The following is a 23406-nucleotide window of genomic DNA, read 5'->3' on the forward strand; positions in this document are numbered from 1 at the left end:
CGAAAGCAAGGAGGAGCAGACGTTTGAACCGATCAGGCAAGCACCTTATCAGCAGCATTATCCTGTATCCCCGGCCCAGCGGAGAATGTACATCCTCAATCAGCTTGGACAAGCAAGCACAAGCTACAACGTCCCTGCTGTACTTTTGCTGGAGGGAGAAGTAAACAAAGACCGGCTTGAACATGCGATTCAGCAATTAATTGATCGGCACGAAATTCTCCGTACGTCGTTTGACATGATAGACGGAGAAGTCGTACAAACCGTTCATAAAAACATAACGTTCCAGCTGGAGGCTGCCAAGGGACGGGAAGAAGACGCGGAGGAGCTGATCAAATCGTTTGTTCAGCCGTTTGAGTTAAACCGCGCGCCGCTCGTCCGTTCGAAGCTTGTCCAGCTTGAAGAAGAACGCCATCTGCTGCTCATTGATATGCATCATATCATTACGGACGGCAGCTCGACTGGCATTCTCATCGGCGATCTCGCCAAAATCTATCAAGGTGCAGATCTGGAGCTCCCGCAGATCCACTATAAGGATTACGCTGTCTGGCAAAAAGAACATGCGGATCATCAAAAAGATGAAGCATACTGGCTGGATACGTTTAAAGGCGAGCTGCCGGTTCTTGACCTTCCGGCGGATTTCCCGCGACCTGCAGAACGGAGCTTTTCCGGGGAGCGCGTCATGTTCGGGCTTGATAAACAAATCACGGCTCAAATCAAATCGCTGCTGTCAGAAACAGACACAACAATGTACATGTTCCTTTTAGCCGCATTTCATGTATTGCTCTCTAAGTATGCGTCACAGGATGACATCATCGTCGGCTCACCGACTGCGGGCAGAACACATCCTGATTTGCAAGGTGTGCCGGGTATGTTTGTCAACACGGTGGCATTACGGACAGCGCCTGCGGGGGACAAAACCTTTGCGCAATTCCTAGACGAAGTCAAAACGGTCAGTCTTCAAGCATTCGAGCACCAAAGCTATCCGCTTGAGGAATTGATTGAAAAGCTGCCGCTCACAAGGGACACAAGCCGTAGCCCGCTGTTCAGCGTTATGTTCAACATGCAGAACATGGAGATTCCTTCTTTGAAATTAGGAGATTTGAAGATTTCTTCCTATTCTATGCTTCATCACGTGGCGAAATTTGATCTGTCCTTGGAAGCTGTCGAACGTGAAGAAGAAATCGGTTTAAGCTTTGACTACGCAACTGCCTTATTTAAGGACGAGACAATCCGCTGCTGGAGCAGCCACTTTGTCAATTTGATCAAAGCAGCTGCGGTTAACCCGAACGTACGGCTGTCTGATTTGGAGATTCTTTCACCGGCTGAAACGGCAGCTTTGCTTGAAGAGAAAAAACAAACCACTCATTCTGGCGAAGACACGTTTGTATCACTTTTCGAAAAACAGGTGCAGCAAACACCTGATGATCCGGCTGTGATTTCTGGCGGAAACCAGCTGACCTATCGTGAGCTCGATGAACAGGCGAACCAGCTGGCGCATCATTTGCGCGCGCACGGGGCAGGAAGTGAAGACATCGTAGCCGTTGTCATGGATCGTTCAGCTGACCTAATGACAGCTATTCTTGGGGTCATGAAGGCGGGAGCCGCTTTTCTTCCGATTGATCCGGATACGCCTGAGGAACGAATCCGCTATTCATTAGAAGACAGCGATGCGAGATTTACAGTCGTGAATGAAAGAAATATGACTGCCATAGGGCAATATCAAGGAACCACGATCAATATCGATCAAGCGGATTGGCGGAATGAAAACAAGGAGCGCCCGGAATTGATGTCTGGGCCTCAGAATCTTGCATATATCATTTACACATCCGGCACGACCGGGAAGCCGAAGGGTGTGCAGATTGAGCATCGCAATCTGACAAACTATGTTTCTTGGTTTAGCAAAGAGGCGGGCCTGACAAAAACGGATAAGTCTGTCTTGCTTTCGTCTTACGCATTCGACTTGGGTTATACAAGCATTTTCCCTGTGCTCCAAGCAGGCGGTGAGCTTCACATTGTGCCGAAAGAAACCTATACGGCGCCCGATCAGATTGGCCGTTATATCAAGGAGCACGGCATCACGTATATCAAGCTGACACCGTCCCTGTTCCATACGATGGTGAACACGGCCAGCTTTACAAAGGAGCCGCATTTTGAATCCCTGCGCTTGATTGTGTTGGGAGGAGAAAAGATCATCCCTGCTGATGTTCTAGCGTTCAGCAAGGTATATCGGCATACCGAATTTATCAATCACTACGGTCCGACCGAAGCAACAATCGGCGCCATTGCCGGACGGGTTGACCTGACTGAACCTGGCACATTCGCGAAACGGCCGACAATCGGACGGCCGATTGCCAATACCGGCGCACTTGTCTTAAATGAGTCATTGAAGCTTGTGCCTCCGGGAGCGAGCGGTCAGTTATATATCACAGGACAGGGGCTTGCCAGAGGATATCTCAGCCGTCCTCAGCTCACATCCGAGAAATTCGTTGAAAACCCGTATGCGCCGGGGAGCCTGATGTACAAGACCGGAGATGTCGTCCGGAGACTGGCGGACGGTACGGTTGAATTTATCGGCCGGGCTGATGATCAGGTGAAAATCCGTGGCTACCGCATAGAGCCGAAAGAAATTGAAACGGTCATGCTTAGCCTCAGCGACATTCGAGAAGCGGTAGTGCTTGCGGTTTCTGAGGGCGGGCTTCAAGAGCTTTGCGCGTATTATACGGCGGATCAAGCCATTGAAAAAGCAGAGCTCCGGAAACAGCTTTCACAAATACTGCCGTCTCATATGATCCCTGCCTTCTTCGTGCAGGTAGATGTCATCCCGCTCACGGCAAACGGGAAGACCGACAGAAACGCATTGCCGAAGCCGAACGCAGCGCAATCCGGATATGAGGCGTCAGCTGCTCCGGAAACAGCACTTGAAGAAAGCCTTTGCCGCATCTGGCAGAAAACACTCGGCATTGAAGCGATCGGAATCGATGACAATTTCTTCGATTTAGGCGGCCATTCACTAAAAGGAATGATGCTCATCGCCAATATACAGGCGGAATTGGAGAAAACCGTGCCGCTTAAAGCGCTGTTCGAGCAGCCGACTGTACGCCAGCTGGCGGCTTACATGGAGGAATCGGCAGCATCAGGCGGCTATCACATGTTAAAGCCGGCTGACAAACAGGATGTGTATCCATTGTCATCCGCGCAGAAACGGATGTACGTGCTCAATCAGCTTGACCGGCAGACGATCAGCTATAATATGCCATCGGTTCTTCTGATGGAAGGCGAGCTTCACATTTCGCGCCTGAGAGAATCACTTAACCAGCTCGTAAACCGTCATGAATCATTGCGCACGTCATTTACGGAAGCAGACGGAGAGCCTGTCCAGCGCATTGTTGAGGAGGCATCAATTGATCTTCACGTGTTTGATGCAGAAGAGGGCGAGGCGGAACAGAAGATTAAGGAATTTATCAGGCCATTCGACTTAAGCAACGCTCCGCTCATTCGCGCGGCATTACTCCGAATTGCAGACCAAAAACATCTGCTTCTATTGGATATGCATCACATTATCGCGGATGGTGTATCAAGAGGTATTTTCGTTAAAGAATTGGCATTGCTTTATAAAGGCGAACAGCTTCCAGAGCCGAAGCTTCATTATAAGGATTTCGCTGTTTGGCAAAATGAAGCCGGACAGAAAGAACGGATGAAGGAGCATGAGCAATACTGGCTATCAGTTCTCTCAGGCGAACTGCCGGAGCTTGACCTTCCGCTTGATTACACCCGACCGCCTGTTCAAAGCTTTGAAGGGGATACTGTCCGTTTCCGCGCGGGAAGCGGGACGGCAAAGGCGATTGAAAAACTGCTCGCAGAAACGGGAACGACTTTGCATATGGTGCTTCACACCGTCTTCCATGTCTTACTAAGCAAAATCTCCGGACAGCGGGATATCTTGATCGGCTCGGTTACAGCAGGCCGCACGAATGCCGACGTGCAAAACATGCCGGGGATGTTCGTCAATACGCTTGCACTGAGAATGGAAGCAGGAGAAAAGCAGACATTTGCAGAGCTTCTGGAGCAAGCAAAGGAGACGAATCTGTCAGCGCTTGAGCATCAGGAGTATCCGTTTGAAGATCTGGTCAACCAGTTAGACCTTCCTCGGGATATGAGCCGAAATCCATTGTTTAATGTGATGGTTACGACAGAAAACCCTGATAAAGAACAGCTTGAGCTGCAAGATCTCACGATTTCACCTTATGAGGCCCATCAGGGAACATCGAAGTTTGATCTGACATTAGGCGGTTTCACTGACGAAAACGGCATCGGTCTGCAGCTGGAATATGCGACGGATCTATTCTCAAGAGAAACAGCTGAGAAATGGAGCGAATATGTCCTCCGCTTATTGCAGGCTGTGGCAGAAAATCCAAACCAGCCGCTTTCCAGCCTGTCGCTCGTCAACGAGACAGAAAAACAAACGCTCTTGGAGGCATGGAAAGGAAAAACGCTGCCTGTGCCGACAGACAAAACGGTTCATCAGCTGTTTGAAGAAACCGTTCAGCGCCATAAAGACCGCCCGGCTGTCACGTATAACGGGCAGTCATGGACGTACGGCGAGCTGAATGCGAAGGCGAACCGTCTGGCGCGGATTCTGATTGACTGCGGCATCGGCGCGGATGAACGCGTCGGCATTCTGACGAAGCCGTCGCTTGAAATGTCCGCCGCGGTGCTTGGTGTCCTGAAGGCGGGAGCGGCATTTGTGCCGATTGACCCTGACTATCCGGATCAGCGGATTGATTATATCCTACAGGACAGCGGTGCGAAGCTTCTCTTGAAACAGGAAGGCATTTCAGTGCCGGACAGCTATACGGGCGAGGTCATTCTTCTTGACGGCAACCGGACGATCCTGAGTCTGCCGCTTGATGAAAACGATGAGGGAAATCCGCAGACCGACACAACCGCGGATCACCTTGCTTATATGATTTACACGTCAGGAACGACCGGACAGCCGAAGGGTGTTATGATCGAGCACCATGCGCTAGTCAACCTGTGCTTCTGGCATCATGACGCGTTCGGCATGACAGCGGAGGACCGCAGTGCGAAGTACGCGGGCTTCGGGTTCGACGCTTCCATTTGGGAGATGTTCCCGACCTGGACGATCGGCGCTGAGCTTCACGTTATTGATGAAGCGATCCGCCTTGATATCACCCGCCTGAATGACTATTTCGAAACAAACGGCGTGACGATCACCTTCCTGCCAACACAGCTGGCGGAACAGTTCATGGAGCTAGAGAACACGTCACTCCGCGTGCTCTTGACCGGAGGGGACAAGCTGAAGCGTGCGGTCAAACAGCCGTACAAACTCATCAACAACTACGGGCCAACCGAAAACACCGTCGTTGCGACAAGCACAGAGATCAATCCGGAGGAAGGCTCGCTTTCTATCGGGCGCGCGATCGCCAATACGAGAGTGTACATTCTCAGCGAAAGCCATCAGGTTCAGCCGGAGGGCGTGACCGGAGAGCTTTGTGTGGCGGGACGCGGACTGGCGCGGGGCTATCTGAACAGGGAAGACGAAACCGCGAAGCGGTTTGTCTCAGATCCGTTTGTGCCGGGTGAACGCATGTACAAAACGGGCGACTTGGTGAAATGGACGGGCGGCGGCATCGAATACATCGGCCGGATCGACCAGCAGGTCAAGGTCCGCGGCTACCGAATCGAGCTGTCAGAAATTGAAGTGCAGCTGGCCCAGCTTTCTGAGGTGCAGGATGCGGCAGTGACAGCTGTAAAAGATAAAGGCGGCAATACAGCGATCGCGGCGTATGTCACACCGGAAACAGCTGACATAGAAGCGCTGAAGTCGGCGCTCAAGGAAACTCTGCCAGACTACATGATCCCGGCGTTCTGGGTGACATTAAACGAGCTTCCGGTTACTGCAAACGGAAAAGTAGACCGCAAAGCACTTCCGGAGCCGGACATCGAAGCAGGAAGCGGAGAATACAAAGCACCGTCCACCGACATGGAAGAGCTGCTTGCCGGCATTTGGCAGGACGTGCTCGGTATTTCTGAAGTCGGTGTCGGCGACAATTTCTTCTCGCTCGGCGGAGATTCTATTAAAGGAATCCAGATGGCGAGCCGCTTGAACCAGCACGGCTGGAAGCTGGAAATGAAGGATCTCTTCCAGCACCCGACGATTGAAGAACTGACACAATACGTGGAGCGTGCCGAAGGCAAACAGGCAAACCAAGGCCCGGTGGAGGGCGAAGTTATCCTGACGCCGATTCAGCGCTGGTTCTTTGAAAAGAATTTCACGAACAAACACCACTGGAATCAGTCGGTCATGCTTCATTCTGCGAAGGGCTTCGATCCTGAACGGGTTGAAAAGACATTACAGGCACTGATTGAGCATCATGACGCGCTTCGCATGGTCTACCGTGAAGAAAATGGCGACATCATTCAAGCGTATAAACGGATAGACGAATGCGAGGTCAGCTTCGAAATCGTTGATCTGTACGGCTCAGATGAAGATATGCTGAAAAGCCAGATTAAGGTTCTCGCTGACAGTCTGCAAAGCAGTCTCGACCTGCAAAACGGACCGCTTCTGAAAGGGGAGCTATACCGCACGGAAGCAGGGGATCACCTGCTCATCGCTGTACACCATCTCGTGGTCGACGGCGTATCTTGGCGGATTTTACTTGAAGACTTTGCATCAGGCTATATGCAGGCGGAGAAAGAAGAGCAAATCGTCTTCCCGCAAAAAACGAACTCCTTCAAGGATTGGGCAGAAGAATTGGCGGCATTCAGCCAATCAGCACACCTTTTGCAGCAGGCTGAATACTGGGCGCAAATTGACGCTGAAGAGGTTTCTGCTGTTCCGAAGGATGATGAAACAGAGGAGCGGATTGTCAAACATACCTCATCCGTCATCTGTGAATTAAATGAAGAAGACACTAAACACCTCTTAACAGATGTTCATCAGCCATATGGAACCGAGATCAATGATATTCTTCTCAGCGCGCTCGGATTAACGATGAAAGAATGGACAGACGGTGTCAAAATCGGCATCAATCTTGAGGGGCACGGACGGGAAGACATCATCCCGAATGTGAATATCTCCAGAACGGTTGGCTGGTTTACGGCACAATATCCTGTTGTGCTCGACATGTCTGAAACAGATGTCTCGGCGGTCATCAAAGCAGTCAAAGAAAACCTGCGCCGCGTTCCGGACAAAGGCGTCGGATACGGCATTCTCCGCTACTTTACAGAACAAGCGGGAGCACAAGGCTTCACACCGGAAATCAGCTTTAACTATTTAGGCCAATTCGACAGTGAAGTGAAAACGGATTTCTTTGAACCGTCCGCTTTCGATATGGGACGCCAAGTGAGCGAAGAATCAGAAGCCCTGTACGCTTTAAGCTTCAGCGGCATGATCCGTAACGGACGTTTTGTTCTTTCTTGCTCCTACAATGAGAAGGAATATGAAAGAGCAACGGTCGAAGCACAAATGGAGCGGTTTAAAGAAAATCTCCTCCTGATCATCCGCCATTGTACGGAAAAAGAGGACAAGGAATTCACACCGAGCGACTTCAGTGCGGGAGACCTTGAAATGGATGAGATGGGCGATATCTTTGACATGCTTGAGGAGAATTTGAAATAAACATGCAAGGGAATTACAGAAGGCGGGAGCGAAACATATGAGTCAATTTAGCAAAGATCAGGTTCAAGATATGTATTACCTATCGCCGATGCAGGAGGGGATGCTGTTTCATAGCATCCTGAATCCCGGCCAGAGCTTTTACCTTGAACAAATTACGATGAAAGTAAAGGGCGACTTTAATATCAAATGCCTTGAAGAGAGCATGAATGTCATCATGGACCGGTACGATGTATTTCGTACCGTGTTCATTCACGAGAAAGTAAAAAGGCCCGTTCAAGTCGTATTAAAAAAACGTCAATTTCATATAGAAGAAATCGATCTGACACATTTATCCGAAAGAGAGCAAACGGATAAAATCAATGAATACAAAGCACAGGATAAGACCAAAGGCTTTGATTTAACGCGTGATATTCCGATGCGAGCAGCCATCTTCAAAAAAGCTGACAACAGCTTTGAATGGGTGTGGAGCTACCACCACATTATTTTGGACGGATGGTGCTTCGGCATCGTCGTGCAGGATCTGTTTAAGGTATACAACGCCCTGCGTGAACAAAAGCCGTACAGTCTGCCGCCTGTCAAACCGTATAAGGAATACATCAAGTGGCTTGAAAAGCAGGATAAACAAGCATCGCTCCGCTACTGGCGCGAGTACTTGGAAGACTTTGAAGGACAGACGACGTTTGCGGAGCAAAGAAAGAAACAAAAGGAAGGATACGAGCCGAAAGAACTGCTCTTCTCACTGCCGGAGGCGGAAACAAAAGCTTTTACAGAGCTTGCGAAATCTCAGCACACCACTTTGAGTACCGCTTTGCAGGCAGTCTGGAGCGTACTGCTCAGCCGTTATCAGCGGTCTGACGATTTGACCTTCGGTACAGTCGTTTCCGGGCGTCCCGCGGAAATCAAAGGCGTTGAACATATGGTCGGCCTGTTTATCAACGTTGTTCCTAGAAGAGTGAAATTGGCTGAAAACATGACCTTCAACGGTTTGCTCAAGCAGCTTCAGGAACAGTCACTTGAGTCAGAACCGCATCAATATGTGCCGCTTTATGACATCCAAAGCCAGGCCAACCAGCCGAAATTGATTGACCACATTATCGTGTTTGAAAATTATCCGCTTCAGGATGCAAGCAATGAAGAAAGCGGTCAAAACGGATTCGATATGGAGGATGTTCATGTATTTGAGAAGTCGAATTATGATCTCAATTTGATGGCCTCCCCGGGTGACGAAATGCTGATCAAGCTTGCCTATAATGAGCATGTGTTTGATGAAGCGTTTATGCTGCGCTTAAAATCCCAGCTTCTCACAGCGATTCAGCAGCTCATTCAGCATCCCGATCAGCCTGTCAACACCATTGATTTCATTGATGAAAAAGAAAAAGAGTACTTGCTTAACGGCTTAAATCCGACACCTCAAACGTGTGAGCCAAAACCTCTGACAGATTGGTTCAAGGAGGCGGTGGACGTCAATCCAAGTGCACCGGCGCTCACATTTCCAGGCCGAACGCTGTCCTATCACGAATTAGACGAGGAAACGAACCGCCTCGCACGCCGTTTGCAAAAGCAAGGTGCTGGCAAAGGCTCTGTTGTTGCATTGTACACAAAGCGCTCACTGGAACTGGTGATTGGGATTCTCGGTGTGTTAAAGGCGGGAGCGGCTTATGTACCGGTTGACCCTAAGCTGCCGAATGACCGAATTTCATATATGCTGACCGACAGCGGGGCGGCATGTCTGCTTACACATCAGGAGATGAAAGAGCAAGCGAATCAGCTACCGTTTACAGGCCAAACACTCATCATTGATGATCCCATCCGTTTTGAAGAAGACGCAAGCGATCCTGAAACCGTGATTGCACCTGATGATGCGGCGTATATCATGTATACATCAGGCACAACCGGAAAACCAAAGGGAAATATCACGACGCATGCCAATATTCAAGGATTAGTGAAGCACGTTGATTACATGACGTTTTCTGAAAAAGACACGTTCTTATCTGTATCGAATTACGCTTTTGACGCATTTACCTTTGATTTCTACGCTTCCATTCTGAATGGAGCAAGACTGATTATTGCTGATGAAAATACACTGCTTGATCCAGAGCGTCTCACGAGTCTCATCCGCCAAGAGAATGTCAGCGTCATGTTTGCGACCACAGCTTTATTTAATCTTCTCACAGATGCGGGAGAGGATTGGCTGAAGGGGCTTCGCTGTGTGTTATTCGGAGGAGAACGCGCGTCTGTGCCTCACGTCAGGAAAGCACTGAAGATCATGGGGCCGGGCAAGCTGATTAACTGCTACGGCCCGACTGAGGGCACGGTGTTTGCAACGGCTCACGTCGTGCACGAGATTCCGGGAACTATCTCCTCTCTGCCAATCGGAAAGCCGATCAGCAATGCGAGTGTTTATATTCTCAATGAATCAAATCAGCTCCAGCCGTTCGGAGCGGTCGGTGAACTATGCATCAGCGGAATGGGCGTATCAAAAGGCTATGTTAACCGTGACGAGCTGACAAAGCAGAAATTTACCGCCAACTCGTTCAAACCCGGAGAAACACTTTACCGAACCGGGGATCTCGCTCGCTGGCTGCCTGACGGAACGATTGAATACGCCGGCCGTATTGATGATCAAGTGAAAATACGGGGGCACCGGATCGAGCTGGAAGAAATCGAAAAGCAGCTGCAGGAATATCCCGGGGTAAAAGACGCGGTTGTCGTAGTGGACCGCCATGAGTCTGGGGACGCATCAATCAACGCCTACCTCGTGAACCGGACGCAGCTTTCAGCAGAAGACGTTAAGGCACATCTGAAAAAACAGCTTCCTGCTTATATGGTGCCGCAGACATTTACGTTCTTGGACGAGCTTCCTTTAACAACAAACGGAAAAGTCAATAAACGTCTGTTGCCAAAACCGGAGCCAAATCAGATAACGCAAGAATGGATTGGGCCTCGAGATGAAACGGAAGAAACAATTGCACAAATCTGGTCCGAGATTCTCGGGAGAAAGCAAGTCAGCATCCACGACGATTTCTTCGAGCATGGCGGTCATTCCTTAAAGGCGATGACAGCCGCTTCCCGCATCAAAAAAGAGCTCGGAATTGACCTTCCGGTGAAGCTTTTGTTTGAAGCGCCGACGATTGCCGGCATTTCTGCATACCTGAAAAACGGGGGCTCAGAAGGACTTCAGGACGTAACAATCATGAATCCGGATCAGGATGACATCATTTTCGCGTTTCCTCCGGTATTGGGATATGGCTTAATGTATCAGAACCTGGCCAAGCACTTGCCGTCATACAAGCTGTGCGCCTTTGACTTTATTGAAGAGGAAAACCGTCTTGACCGGTATGCCGCTCTGATCAAGGAGCTTCAGCCGGAAGGGCCTGTGACACTGTTCGGTTATTCAGCAGGGTGCAGCCTGGCGTTTGAAGCGGCTAAAAAACTTGAAGAGCAAGGACGCACCGTACAGCGGATCATCATGGTGGATTCCTATAAAAAACAAGGCGTCAGTGATCTGGACGGACGCACGGTCGAAAACGATGTCGAAGCCCTGATGAATGTAAATCGGGACAATGAAGCGCTCAACAGTGAAGCCGTCAAGCAGGGGCTCAAGAAAAAAACACATGCCTTCTACTCATACTACGTCAACCTGATCAGCTCGGGCCAAGTAAAAGCAGACATTGATTTGCTGACCTCTGATCTTGACTTTGAAATGCCCGAATGGCTTTCCTCGTGGGAAGAGGCGACAACGGGCGCTTACCGGGTGAAAAAAGGCTTCGGAACACACGCCGAAATGCTGCAGGGCGAATGTCTTGATAGGAATGCCGGGATTTTGCGCGAATTTCTAAATAAACAAACCATAACGCTTTCTTAAGGAAGCGATGAAAGGGGGAGCCGGCCAATGAGCCAACTGTTCAAATCATTTGATGCGTCGGAAAAAACGCAGCTCATCTGTTTTCCGTTTGCCGGCGGCTACTCGGCGTCATTTCGCCCTCTCCATGCTTTTTTGCAGGGGGAGTGTGAAATGCTCGCAGCTGAACCGCCGGGGCACGGCACGAATCAAACGTCAGCCGTTGAGGATCTCGAGCAGCTGACTGATTTGTACAAGCAAGAATTACATTTGCATCCAGATCGGCCGTTTGTGCTGTTCGGGCATAGCATGGGCGGCATGATCACCTTCAGGCTGGCGCAAAAACTGGAGCGTGAAGGCATTTTTCCGCAGGCCGTGATTATCTCTGCGATTCAGCCGCCGCATATTCAACGGAAAAAAGTATCGCATTTGCCTGATGATCAATTTCTCAATCATATTATGAAATTAGGCGGAATGCCTGCAGAGCTCGTTGAAAATAAGGAAGTCATGTCATTTTTCCTGCCTTCGTTCAGATCGGATTACCGTGCGCTTGAACAATTCGAACTTTACGACATGACACCGATCCAATCGCCGGTCCATGTCTTTAACGGACTGGATGACGAAAAATGCATCCGGGATGCGGAAGGTTGGAAGAAGTGGGCGAACCATACCACGTTCCATGAATTTGACGGCGGGCATATGTTTCTGCTGTCACATACGGAGGAAGTGGCTGAACGGATATTTGCGATTTTGAATCAGCATCCGATTTCCAGTTCCTGATGAAGAAGCGAACAGCGCTGTGCTGTTCGCTTTTTTGATATAGAATGTAAATTTTTTCATGATATAATAGTCGCAATACTCAAATAAAGGTAGGTCAGGAAAAAATGTCTCGGCACATCCTTCACGCGTCTCCTAAGATGAAATGGTTTGTATTGCTGTTCACGTTTGTCTTCGCCATCGGAATGAACTCATTCAGAAATTCCTTTCAATTTTTTATGCTCCCGATGGCAGAGACCTTTCACGCCGACCGGTCGCTGATTTCGGCTTCCGTCAGCATTTTTATGATCACGACGGGTGTCGTTCAGTTTTTTGTCGGCTTTTTTCTTGACCGGTTCAGCGTCAGAAAGATTATGGGGATCGGCGCCATCTGTATCAGCGCAAGCTTTTTGGCGCTCCCGCATTCACCGAATGTCCATATATTTTCCGTGATCTACGGTGTGCTCGGCGGAATTGGCTATTCCTGCGCGGTTGGCGTGACGACCCAGTATTTTATCAGCCGCTGGTTTGACACGCATAAAGGCTTGGCGCTCGCCATTTTGACCAATGCAAATTCAGCCGGTTTGCTGCTGCTGTCACCAGTTTGGGCTGCAGCTCCTTACTATGCAGGCTGGCAAACTACGTATACGATATTGGGCATTTTCTTAGCTGCTGTTCTGCTGCCTCTTTTGGCCTTCGGAATGAAGCACCCTCCCAATGTCCAAGGACAGTCCGTGAAAAAATCTTATGACTGGCAAGGATTTTGGAAGGTGTTAAAGCAGTCCCGCCTCATTCATATCCTGTACTTCGGCGTATTTACGTGCGGATTTACAATGGGAATCATTGATGCTCATCTCGTTCCCATGCTGGAGGATGCGCATGTCTCTCATATCAACGGAATGATGGCTGCGTTCGGGGCGTTTATTATCATTGGGGGATTATTGGCAGGCTGGCTGTCAGATTTGCTTGGCAGCAGAAGCGTGATGCTCTCCATTTTGTTTTTCATTCGTCTCATTAGCTTGATCTGCCTGCTCATTCCCGCGCTCGGCATTCATAACAGTGAGCTTTGGTACCTGGGCTTTACGCTGTTATTCGGGCTCAGCTACACAGGCGTGATTCCGCTGACCGCTGCGTCCATTTCTGAAAGCTTTCAAACCGGGCTAATCGGTTCGCTCCTAGGCATCAATTTCTTTATCCATCAATTCGCCGGCGCTCTCAGTGTGTATGTGGGCGGATTGTTTTTTGATATGAATCATAATTATTTGCTGATTATGGTTGTGTGTTTGGTGCTGGTATGTTTATCAGCATTATTGGAGCTGGTGCCAATCAAAAAAAACAAGCATTTTCATAACGAAGAGAGTGTTGAAAATTAATCTCCATTAGCTGAAGAGAATGTTACTCGATGGAAAGAAGATAAAATATCTCATTAAATAAAAGAGGGAACACCCTCTTTTAAGTTTGTCGTTTTCCTTTTTTGGCACGTACATGTTCTTTTACAAGCTGTCTGAATGAGTGGAGCTCATTTTCGAATACAAAAAAACGTTTAGGAACTAAGATGACCTGGTGACTAGAAGTTTTGATAGAGAATAAGTGTTTATATTCTGCAACTGCCCTTATTTCATCCCATTCAAACAACGTAACATCGTTTTTGGATTGAATTTGAATGCCTTGCCGGTTCATGGTATATGTCCTTTTGCGTTTTAGCCGTGTATTGTTCTTATAGCTGGTACGCAGCCGCATATAATGAAAAGCAATCAAAAGCAATGTAAAGATTAAAGATAGAATGGCTATGAAAATACCATTATATATCACTTCAAGTGTTTCGCTGTCATAAACGGTAAACGGAAATCCATAAAGTGAATACACCAATAAAGATAAAAGAAAAATATAAATAAAAGAAAACAATGCTGATATTCTTTGCCGGTATAAAAAGTAACATCTCATATCTTGTAATGATATGGCTCCCTCTAGGAAGACACTGTGTTGAATCATTCTTACACTGCACCTCAAACCATTTTTCCTTCAACTCTAACATAACATCTCATTTGTTCATAGAAATGGATTTTTCGGTTTGCTTTCTTTTTCGGAGACCGGCATTGCTTCCTAGCACGCCGATGATAATACAAACCGCACCAGCAAGGTGATACCAGGCTAGGCTTTCGTTCAGAATCGCAACTCCGGCAATCATCGTCACGATGGTGGACAAATGATTAAAAGCGCTCATTTTAAACGCCTCAATCCGGGACAGCGCATAGTTGGACATAAACGAAGTCACGAGCGAAGATAACACGCCCAAATACACAATCGCGAGGATAAAGCCGGGCTCCCTGAATGGATGGAAGTAAGTGCCGACCGTTCCGGAAGCACCGTGACGCACCAAAGCGATGGCATTGAAGACGACAAATCCGATCGCTGACATGATGTAGGTAAGCTCCATCAGCCGGAAACGCTGTGTCATTTTTCTTGCGGCGGTATTGTACATAGCTGAAGACAGCGCGGACAATAGAATGAGTACAGACCCCTTTAGGCTGGCCGATTCCACGTTCACGCCCTTCATCACAAAAATAAACATGACACCCGCAACTGATAACACGGTGAACCCTTTTTGGGCCCACGTCGATCGCTCTTTTAAAAAATAAGCGGCAAAAACCATTGTAAAAATCGGAATCGCTGCTTGAATGATCCCGGCTTCGGAGGATGACGAGTACACCAGGCCAAATGCCTGAAAGCTGAAAAACAGTGCCGGATACAGCAGGGCGAGCGGCAAAATCGCCATTACATCTTTTAAACGGATGGACAGCTTCACCCATCCGAATAAGACAGGGATAGTAGCTGCTGCAAACGCAAGGGTGAACCGATGTGCAAGAATATCAAACGGTTCTGCCGATTGCAGGGCGATCTTCACGAAAAGAAAGGATAAACCGATAATTAATGCATTTAACAACGCTGCAAGATAAGCTGAGGTTTGCTGATTTTTATACATACAGGAAGTGCTCCTTTATATAAATAATAGAGCCGGCCGCTCCCTTTTATTGTATGGGGAGGATCGGAACGGTACAATGAGAAAAACAATGAACTGTACCGGTACAAAACAGGGGGAGAAAGAATGGAGAAGTATATCAGTCTCTTAATAAAGATAGAGGAAATGATGCAAGGCAGTGTCTATCAAGAAGGAGACAGGCTTCCTTCCATCCGGCAGCTGTCTACCCGCTATCAAGTCAGCAAAAGCACGGTGATCCGCGCGCTGCAAGAGCTGGAAAAACGTCATCTCATCTATTCTGTTCCGAAAAGCGGCTATTATCTTGTGAAAAAGACGAAGAAGCCGCATCACGGCAAGGCAGGCCCAATCGACTTTGCAACATCTGCGCCAGACCCTGATATTTTTCCGTATGTGGATTTTCAGCATTGCATCAACAAAGCGATTGATACATACAAGCGTGATTTGTTTCTATACGGAACACCGAAGGGCCTCCCGTCGCTCATCTCTGTTCTGCGAAAGCTGTTTGCTGATCAGCAGGTATTTGCGGACGAGAGGCATATGTTTATCACATCCGGCGTACAGCAGGCACTCTCCCTGCTGTGTGCAATGCCGTTTCCCAATGGGAAAAAGACGATCGCCATTGAACAGCCAGGCTATCATTTGATGATTGAACAGCTGGAGACACTGGGCATCCCCGCCATCGGGATAAAAAGAACGGAGGAGGGGCTTGATTTAGCAGAAGTCGAGCGGCTGTTTCAAACAGAACCGATCAAATTTTTTTATACGATGCCACGCTTCCATAACCCGCTTGGGAGTTCACTGGCCGAACGGGACAAACAAGAGCTGGTGAGATTGGCAGAAGCCTATGACGTCTATCTTGTTGAAGATGACTACCTTGGTGATCTTGAGGAAAATAAAAAGGCAGACCCGCTGTACGCATACGATCTGTCCTCACATGTGATTTATTTAAAAAGCTTTTCAAAAATGATGTTTCCCGGTCTTCGCGTGGGTGCCGCCGTTTTGCCGGATGTGCTGACTGACACATTTCATACGTATAAAAAGCTGAACGATATTGACTGCTCGATGATTTCTCAAGCTGCGTTAGAAATTTACATCAAAAGCGGAATGTTCGGCAGGCACAAGGAAAAAATCAGAAATTCCTATAAGGAACGGTCCCTCAGACTTCATGAAGCCATCCAAACACACGGACAATCGAGCCGCGGCCGCTTTATATTTTCCAGCGGCCAAGCCCCATGCATGCATACCCATCTGGTGCTGCCTGAGGATCTGCCGGCATCAAGAGTGATTCAAAAGGCGAAAAAGCAGGAGGTTCTCCTTGAAGCAATTGACCGCCATTATTTATCAGACTATCCGAAAGAAAATCTATTAAAAATCAATATTTCCAATGTAAAGACGGAAGATATTGAGCGAGGCATTAAGCTTTTGATGAGCCATTTATAAAAGGGCTTCGTACGAGATCATCGTGATGTCCTCCGGGAAATCAGGGCGGGCGGCGCACACGGCCATTTTATAGCCGGGGTCTACCTCATACGTTTTGATAAAGCAAGGCGTATGATGTTCCGGAAGCTCGACAGATACTCGGCCATCCTCATGCAGACGCACGGAGAAAGAATCAAGCGGCAGCGACAGGCCTTTGCCTTCCTGCTTGATAAAGCTTTCTTTCATAGACCATAAATGATAAAAATAATCGTTTTGCTCGTCTTTATGTTTGGATAAAAGATCGCTGTACTCGGTCTTTGAAAAGAAACGTTCGGCAATCCCGAGGCTGATTGGCTTCATTTTTTCAATATCGACGCCGATCGGATCTGAATCAAATGCGCCGATGACCCAATGGCCAGAGTGGGAAATGTTAAAGTGGGCATCGGGGAGGTCAGGGATGCAAGGCTTCCCGTATTCCTGCGCGCTGAAGCGGATATCGGCTTTATTCAGCTGGTACTGCTCGCTGATGACAGAGCGGACAAGCACATCTCCCAGCAGGGTGCGGTGAGCATCTTCTTTATGATAAAATCTCCGGCATTTCTCCCGTTTTTCAGCGGAAACGAAAGACATCAGCCGATCCGATTCTGCCTGTGAAAGCGGGCGGTCCATATAAATTCCGTAAATTTTCATTCTAGATCCTCCGTCTGCAAAAGATTGTCAAAACCATCCTATCATATTTTGATTTACTTCGGAGTAAGATCCTCGATGATCTCATATACATAAGGGCTTTTAGGTGTGCTGATTTTTTGTGTGTTTGTCACAGAAATGTTTGGAAGACGTTCGCCGTCCTGATCGATCGTTGTAAGCTTTCCCGTTAGGTAAACCCATTCGCCTTCCTTAATATCAGGTTTTTTAGAGAAACCAACCGGCAGCCCGTAAACCGTGGCATCGGCGATACAGCATGATATTCCATAACGGCCGATAATATAGCGGTTCAGCTGTTCGTCAAAATAGACAAACCCTTTGATATGAATCTCCTTTCCTTCATAAGATTCCGGATTCTCCATCAAAAGATGAACGACCGGAACATAATATTTATCCACTACAGATATCGTTTCTTCTTGCTCCATTTGCCGCGCCAGTTCTTTTTCATAGCCGCTTGGAAGTGTAGAAGTCGTTCCTTCATCACCAGCTTTTGTTTCTGATTTGATGTCATCAATGCTTTTCGAACCATTTGTGGAAAACATTCGGTTTTGGGCGATTTCATTTGTCAAAACATGGTTTGGGAAAAGGAAGCCTGATGCGATAGGTATCAGAAAAAAGCTGTACAGCCATGGGTGAGTCTGTGAATGCTGATGACTGCATGCACAGACGGAGCAGCTGTACCGATTGTCTTGTTTTCGCCACATGATTGACAATATCCCGAGTGTAAAAGCAGTTAAGATAAAGAACTTTGTAAACCAAATCATGCGGGGAGAAATGAAATGTAAAATGTCGCCTGTCAGATAAAGTTTTAAGGTCATAAAAGCAAAGCCGATTAATAGAAGTCCGCGAACCACAGCTTCAAAAGAATACATTGCAGTATGTTTCAATTCAACCACCCTTTATCCGAATATGACACCATAGAGCCATGCGATTCCAAGCACCGAAGCTGAAATGATCAGAAAAAATGCGATCACAAAGCGTTTTTTGAAACATGAAGCATATACAAACATATTTTTCAAATCAAGCATCGGGCCATACAGCAAAAAGGAGAGAAGGGAAGCGTGAGAATAAGTGCCGGCGAATGTAGAAGCGACAAAAGCATCCGCATGCGAGCAGAGTGAAAGGACAAATGCAAGTCCCATCATGACAGCCGAACCTGACAGATCACTCGTTCCCAGTTCAGCGAGAGCTCCCCGATTTAAAAAGGTTTGAAAAAGACTGGCGATAAATGCGCCGGCGATTAAATATCTGCCCATGTCGAAGAATTCCTCAATCGCATGGGTAACGATAGATCTCAAGCGGTTTCTGTGCTGCTGCGGGGTGTATTCTGTCCGCGCGTCTGATGTAGATTCTTTCAGCATTGATTGCTTTCTGAATAACCAATACATCATAAGGCCAGTGATGATACAAATGACGACGGCCAGCCCGAAGCGCGCATAGACAAGCTCCAGGTTCTTGCTGAATGCATAGTAGGTGGACAATACGACAATCGGATTTAAGATAGGAGCTCCGACTAAAATGACCGTACCGACGTGCAGAGGCATGCCTTTTTGGATCAGACGGCGCACCACTGGAATCACCGCACATTCACACACTGGAGAAAGAATGCTGATCAAGAGAGCGGAGCCAATTGCGCCATATGGGTTCTTCACGATCCATTTGGTCATCCATTGATCGGATATGAACAAGTCAATCAGTGATGAAAAAAAGATGCCGAGCATGATGAAAGGAATGGACTCAAGTAAAATACTCAGAAAAATGGTATTGACGTTAAGCAGGGAATTCGGAACAGAAATAGAAAGCTTGTCGGGTTCAAGGAGGATGAAACAATAGAGTAGAAAGAAAAAGAGCAATATGCTGAAGGAGCGTCTAGCAAATTGTTGGATAACTTCCATTATGATACCTGCCGTCTCTTGTATTTCTCTTATATGAGATAGTACCAATCTATGAGACAAGCTTGCAGAACATGAGTGAAAAGCAAAAAACCGGACAAATGTAATTGGTCCGGTTTTTGTGTATCAGTAGATTAGTGCAGAGGCGGAGTCGCTTTGGCAGCGGCTGTCCGTCTCGCCATAGCATATTGTAATAATTGTGTGGACTGCGGCAATGAAAAACGCAAAATCAGCCCAGTAAGGATCGCAGTCAAAATGGTTCCGATCCCAATCGGTCCGCCCATGCCCCATGCCGCGAACAAAATCGTGATTTCAATGCCGTTTCGCACCCATTGCACATTCCAGCCGGTTTTTTCTGAAATCAGCATCATCAGTGAATCACGCGGGCCTGCACCAAGACCTGCTGATACATAAACACCGACGCCGTAGCCAATCAGCAGCACGCCGAGAGAGAAGACAATAGCGGAAGCCATGTAACCGGAGGGTTCAGGCAGGAGAAAATTGAAAAAATCTATAAAAATACCGATGAGCAGCATGTTCAGTATCGCTCCGATTTTTGGCCAAGCTCTCGTAAACAATGACGTCAACCCAACGATGATCGCACCTATAATGATGGCCCACTGGCCGATCGTAAGCCCGAAGTGCTGAAACAGGCTGTAATGAAATGCATCCCACGGACTGATCCCTAGCGCTTTTCCTTCTATCGTAAGGGATACACCAAAAGACAAAATAAGCAGACCGGCAAAATAAAATGTCCAGCGCAGAACAAGTTCTCGCTTCACGTGAAGTCCCTTCTTTCGTAAAAATCAATCGATTGTCATTGTAGCATATCTGACAGAAGCGCGGAATAGGCGAACAAGGCTCAACAAAAAAACAGGGCCGCCGGCAGGCGCCCTGTTTTGGATTTTACAACGGGTTCAAAATCCGATTCAAAAACCGCTGGGTCCGTTCTTCTTTTGGGGCGGAGAAGATTTCCTCCGGCGGCCCCTGCTCCACGATGACGCCGCCGTCAATGAAGACGACTTCGTCCGCCACTTCCTGGGCGAATTTGATTTCATGGGTAACAACGACCATGGTCCAGCCTTCATTGGCTAAATCCTTGATAACCTTTAGCACGTCACCCACAAGCTCAGGGTCAAGCGCTGAGGTCGGTTCGTCAAACAGCATCAGCTCCGGCTGAATGGCCAGTGCGCGGGCAATCCCGACGCGCTGCTGCTGGCCTCCGGAAAGCTGGAACGGATATAAATCCATTTTGTCCTTCAATCCGACTTTTTCCAGAAGCTGAATCGCTTCTTTTCTGACCTCTGCCTTGTTGCGTTTTTGCACCTGAACAGGGCCCTCCATGACGTTTTCAAGGGCTGTGCGGTGAGGGAAGAGGTGATACGCCTGAAACACCATTCCCGATTTCCGGCGGAGCTGAAGGATATCCGACTGCTTCACTTTCTTTGAAAAATCGATGGAGAAATCATCAAATGCAAGCTCCCCGCGATTCGGGATCTCCAGCGCGTTCAGACAGCGAAGCAGCGTCGTTTTCCCTGAACCGGAAGGCCCAAGTATAGCGATGACTTTTCCTTTTTCTATCTTCATATCTATCTGTTTTAAAATTTCATTTTGACCGAATGATTTGTTTAATCCTGTAACGGAAAGCATACTCGGAACCTCCTTATTTGGCCACGTAGCGGTCAAGACGCCGTTCGATGACATGCTGGACGAGCGAAAGCAAGAAGCAGATCATCCAATAAATAAAGGCCGCTTCAATATAAATGACTAAGATCTGATCGAGATTCCGCGCGCCGATTTCCTGAGCTTTTCTGAACAGCTCAGCGACGAGAATCTGAGATGCAAGCGATGTATCTTTGATCAGGCTGATAAAGGTATTGGATAATGGCGGGATTGACACACGAAACGCCTGTGGCAAAATGACGCGGAACAGCGTCTTCTGGTGTGTCATGCCAATTGTATAGCCAGCTTCCCATTGTCCCTTCGGCACGGATAAAATAGATGCCCTGATGATTTCAGATGCATAGGCGCCGACGTTTAAGGAAAAGGCAATGACTGCGCTTGGAAAAGGATCTAGTGTAATGTTAAAGGCCGGGAACAGATAGAAAATGATGAACAATTGAACGAGAAGTGGCGTGCCGCGTATGGCGGATACGTATACGCTGAACACCCATCTCAAAGGTCTCATTTTCGACATTCTGGCAAGCGCCGTAATCAGCGCCAGTATCATTCCGAATATAAAGGAAAGAATCGTAAGGGGAATCGTATAGTAGATTCCCCCTGCAAGTATCGGCCAGAATGACTGCTGCACCAGATCCCACGGGATCGCCGTGCCAAGCGTCAGTGCCGGAATATTATTTAGAAACATCTTCGCCGAACCATTTTTTAGAGATTTTAGAAAGAGTCCCGTCCTCTTTCATTTCTTTTAATGCTTTGTTGACTTGGTCGACAGCCTCGCCGCTTCCTTTACGGAACGTGAAATACGTTTCCTGAGGGTCGCCTGTTTCAAACGCGATTTTTACGTTTTTGTTGCCTGATGTTTTTAAATAGTTTAATACGGCGAGCTTATCGTTGTACGTCATGTCGACGCGGCCTTGCTGGATCATTTGAAGGGCCTGCGCCATGCCTTCGACGCCTTCTACTTTCGCGCCGGCATTTGTAGCTAGTTTGTTATAGTTGCTTGTCAGTGATTGAGCTGACGTTTTTCCTTTTACGTCTTTTTCAGACTTAATATCGTTGTTGTCTTTTTTCGTCACGACAACGGCTCTTGATGTTGTGTATTTGTCTGAGAAATCATATTTGTCTTCACGATCTGTTTTTCCGACTTGGTTGGCAACGACGTCAAACCGTTTGGAATTCAGGCCGGCAAACATGCTGTCCCACTGTGTTTCCTTAAATTCGGCTTTCAGTCCAAGGCGTTTTGCGACTTCTGTGATGACTTCCACATCATAGCCAGTCAGCTTGTCATTGTCTTTGTCATGATAAGTGAACGGTTCATACGTTCCTTCTGTACCGACTGTCAGTACGCCTTTTTTCTTAATTGAAGCCCAAAGATCGCCGTTTTTTCCGTTATCTTTTGACTGATTGTCATTTCCTGCTCCGCAAGCTGCGAGAACTGCAATGCTTACGACCATGAATAAAGCTAAAAGTGCTTTTTTCATTCTATTCCCCACTTTTCTGATTAATTTTATTGAAATAAAAAAATAGCTTACAAATCTAAAGGATAACTTTTTTTTAGTATGAGTCAAGTATTTGGTTTTCATGAGACAAAAACACTTAAAATAAATTCAAAAATTGCTGCACCGGTTTTGGCAAATAACTGTCAGTTCTCCACATGACAGCCGGTGTCATAACGAAGGGATTGTTTTTAATTTTAACTGTGTGAATATGGTTTCTCATATGAACAGGAATCATGGTGACGGGCAATATGGACGCGCCAAATCCTGATGAGACGAGACTGAGCAGTGTTGCTGAGTCGTGGCATTCACAAACAATACGCGGCTCCAGCTGAAGACGCTGAAATTCATTCATGACCTGATTATAAACACCTTTTCCGTTCACAGGCCGCAGCAGAATCAGCGGGAAAGAAGGGATATCCTCCATTTGGATGGTGTCTCCGCATGTATACCCGGCATCATCAGAAAGAACGAGCACACATGGAATGTCGTCAAGCTTTTTAAATTGTACGGTATCGCTTTTTATCATGGTTGTCGTGACAGCGGCGTCGATTTGCCGGCTTTCCAGCAGCTCTAACAGCGTTGCCGGCTCGTTTTCCCAAATATTAAAGGTGAGGTGCGGATATCTTTCTTTCATTTGCGTCACTTTCTCAAGCATTAGAGCCGCACAATAAATCGTCGAACCCACAGCCAGCGTGCCGGCAACCTCCTCCCTGAGCTCTTGCACCTCTATGACTGCATCTTCAAACCTGTGCAGAATCTCTTTGGCTCTTTTGAGAAAAATGCTTCCTTCATATGTAAGGGTCATTTGTTTTTTCTTATTGCGGTCAAACAATACAACACCCAGCTCATCCTCAAGCTGTTTGAGCTGCCTGCTTAACGGCGGCTGCGCCATATGGAGCTTTTTGGCGGCAGAGGTGATCTTTTGTTCTTGGGCAATGGTAATGAAATATCGCAGCTGACGGATGTCCAAA

At 47.7% G+C, this 23406-nt stretch carries 15 protein-coding genes and 1 pseudogene; 6 read left to right on the forward strand and 10 right to left on the reverse strand.

Features of this window, described 5'->3' with window-relative positions:
- Positions 1-23 precede the first annotated feature (23 nt).
- From comS to NST56_RS02045, 5 genes and pseudogenes are all read left to right on the forward strand, one after another.
- Entirely contained in the window at positions 24-164 is a 141-nt protein-coding gene (gene comS / locus NST56_RS02025; RefSeq protein ID WP_229150297.1) for a competence protein ComS, read from the forward strand.
- Positions 110-7642: pseudogene (gene srfAB, locus NST56_RS02030) on the forward strand (surfactin non-ribosomal peptide synthetase SrfAB); the annotation flags it as partial. The gene comS and the pseudogene srfAB, both read left to right, overlap by 55 nt.
- Before the next feature lie 37 nt (positions 7643-7679).
- Positions 7680-11507 (forward strand): surfactin non-ribosomal peptide synthetase SrfAC, encoded by a 3828-nt coding sequence (gene srfAC, locus NST56_RS02035; protein ID WP_339179608.1) that lies wholly within the window; start codon positions 7680-7682, stop codon positions 11505-11507.
- A gap of 27 nt (positions 11508-11534) precedes the next feature.
- Complete coding sequence (gene srfAD / locus NST56_RS02040; protein ID WP_010332992.1) at positions 11535-12263, forward strand: surfactin biosynthesis thioesterase SrfAD; 729 nt, start codon at positions 11535-11537, stop codon at positions 12261-12263.
- Positions 12264-12367: 104 nt separating this feature from the next.
- The gene (locus NST56_RS02045; RefSeq protein WP_339179610.1) at positions 12368-13612 is read left to right on the forward strand and encodes an MFS transporter; all 1245 of its coding nucleotides are present in this window, start codon (positions 12368-12370) and stop codon (positions 13610-13612) included.
- Between the two features lie 79 nt (positions 13613-13691).
- On the opposite strand, the gene NST56_RS02050 is transcribed toward NST56_RS02045, so the two are convergent.
- Both NST56_RS02050 and NST56_RS02055 read right to left on the reverse strand, forming a co-directional pair.
- On the reverse strand, positions 13692-14231 hold the full coding sequence (locus NST56_RS02050) for a YcxB family protein (protein ID WP_326196147.1): 540 nt from the start codon (positions 14229-14231) through the stop codon (positions 13692-13694).
- Between the two features lie 49 nt (positions 14232-14280).
- On the reverse strand, positions 14281-15222 hold the full coding sequence (locus NST56_RS02055; protein ID WP_339179613.1) for a DMT family transporter: 942 nt from the start codon (positions 15220-15222) through the stop codon (positions 14281-14283).
- Between the two features lie 123 nt (positions 15223-15345).
- Here NST56_RS02055 and NST56_RS02060 point away from each other — a divergent pair, with 123 nt between their 5' ends.
- On the forward strand, positions 15346-16680 hold the full coding sequence (locus tag NST56_RS02060) for a PLP-dependent aminotransferase family protein (RefSeq protein WP_326201397.1): 1335 nt from the start codon (positions 15346-15348) through the stop codon (positions 16678-16680).
- On the opposite strand, the gene NST56_RS02065 is transcribed toward NST56_RS02060, so the two are convergent.
- From NST56_RS02065 to NST56_RS02100, 8 genes are all read right to left on the reverse strand, one after another.
- The gene (locus NST56_RS02065) at positions 16675-17349 is read right to left on the reverse strand and encodes a 4'-phosphopantetheinyl transferase superfamily protein (protein WP_010332998.1); all 675 of its coding nucleotides are present in this window, start codon (positions 17347-17349) and stop codon (positions 16675-16677) included. The genes NST56_RS02060 and NST56_RS02065 overlap by 6 nt on opposite strands.
- A 53-nt stretch (positions 17350-17402) precedes the next feature.
- Complete coding sequence (locus NST56_RS02070; protein WP_339179619.1) at positions 17403-18251, reverse strand: TIGR03943 family protein; 849 nt, start codon at positions 18249-18251, stop codon at positions 17403-17405.
- Between the two features lie 12 nt (positions 18252-18263).
- A complete protein-coding gene (locus NST56_RS02075; protein ID WP_339179621.1) occupies positions 18264-19259 on the reverse strand; it encodes a permease in 996 nt (331 codons plus the stop codon).
- Positions 19260-19390: 131 nt separating this feature from the next.
- Positions 19391-20038 (reverse strand): YitT family protein, encoded by a 648-nt coding sequence (locus NST56_RS02080; RefSeq protein ID WP_010333001.1) that lies wholly within the window; start codon positions 20036-20038, stop codon positions 19391-19393.
- Positions 20039-20162: 124 nt separating this feature from the next.
- On the reverse strand, positions 20163-20906 hold the full coding sequence (gene tcyC / locus NST56_RS02085) for a cystine ABC transporter ATP-binding protein TcyC (RefSeq protein WP_010333002.1): 744 nt from the start codon (positions 20904-20906) through the stop codon (positions 20163-20165).
- 13 nt (positions 20907-20919) lie between these two features.
- A complete protein-coding gene (tcyB, locus tag NST56_RS02090; protein ID WP_339179624.1) occupies positions 20920-21624 on the reverse strand; it encodes a cystine ABC transporter permease TcyB in 705 nt (234 codons plus the stop codon).
- Positions 21611-22417: a cystine ABC transporter substrate-binding lipoprotein TcyA gene (gene tcyA / locus NST56_RS02095; RefSeq protein ID WP_010333004.1), complete on the reverse strand. Its 807-nt coding sequence runs from the start codon at positions 22415-22417 to the stop codon at positions 21611-21613. The genes tcyB and tcyA overlap by 14 nt, the downstream gene beginning before the upstream one ends.
- 115 nt (positions 22418-22532) lie before the next feature.
- Entirely contained in the window at positions 22533-23405 is an 873-nt protein-coding gene (locus NST56_RS02100; RefSeq protein WP_229149882.1) for a LysR family transcriptional regulator, read from the reverse strand.
- Between the last annotated feature and the right edge of the window lies 1 nt (position 23406).

Origin of the sequence: Bacillus sp. FSL R5-0560 (assembly GCF_037966305.1) — a bacterium.
GTDB classification, from domain to species: Bacteria; Bacillota; Bacilli; order Bacillales; family Bacillaceae; genus Bacillus; species Bacillus mojavensis.

What these genes read in the sequence shown, in the direction of transcription:
- tcyC (WP_010333002.1), bottom strand. Translation starts at nt 20,906, where the DNA reads ATGCTTTCCGTTACAGGATTAAACAAATCATTCGGTCAAAATGAAATT.
- tcyA (WP_010333004.1), bottom strand. Translation starts at nt 22,417, where the DNA reads ATGAAAAAAGCACTTTTAGCTTTATTCATGGTCGTAAGCATTGCAGTT.
- NST56_RS02050 (WP_326196147.1), bottom strand. Translation starts at nt 14,231, where the DNA reads ATGATTCAACACAGTGTCTTCCTAGAGGGAGCCATATCATTACAAGAT.
- srfAD (WP_010332992.1), top strand. Translation starts at nt 11,535, where the DNA reads ATGAGCCAACTGTTCAAATCATTTGATGCGTCGGAAAAAACGCAGCTC.
- NST56_RS02060 (WP_326201397.1), top strand. Translation starts at nt 15,346, where the DNA reads ATGGAGAAGTATATCAGTCTCTTAATAAAGATAGAGGAAATGATGCAA.
- NST56_RS02065 (WP_010332998.1), bottom strand. Translation starts at nt 17,349, where the DNA reads ATGAAAATTTACGGAATTTATATGGACCGCCCGCTTTCACAGGCAGAA.
- NST56_RS02045 (WP_339179610.1), top strand. Translation starts at nt 12,368, where the DNA reads ATGTCTCGGCACATCCTTCACGCGTCTCCTAAGATGAAATGGTTTGTA.
- NST56_RS02075 (WP_339179621.1), bottom strand. Translation starts at nt 19,259, where the DNA reads ATGGAAGTTATCCAACAATTTGCTAGACGCTCCTTCAGCATATTGCTC.
- NST56_RS02055 (WP_339179613.1), bottom strand. Translation starts at nt 15,222, where the DNA reads ATGTATAAAAATCAGCAAACCTCAGCTTATCTTGCAGCGTTGTTAAAT.
- srfAC (WP_339179608.1), top strand. Translation starts at nt 7,680, where the DNA reads ATGAGTCAATTTAGCAAAGATCAGGTTCAAGATATGTATTACCTATCG.
- tcyB (WP_339179624.1), bottom strand. Translation starts at nt 21,624, where the DNA reads ATGTTTCTAAATAATATTCCGGCACTGACGCTTGGCACGGCGATCCCG.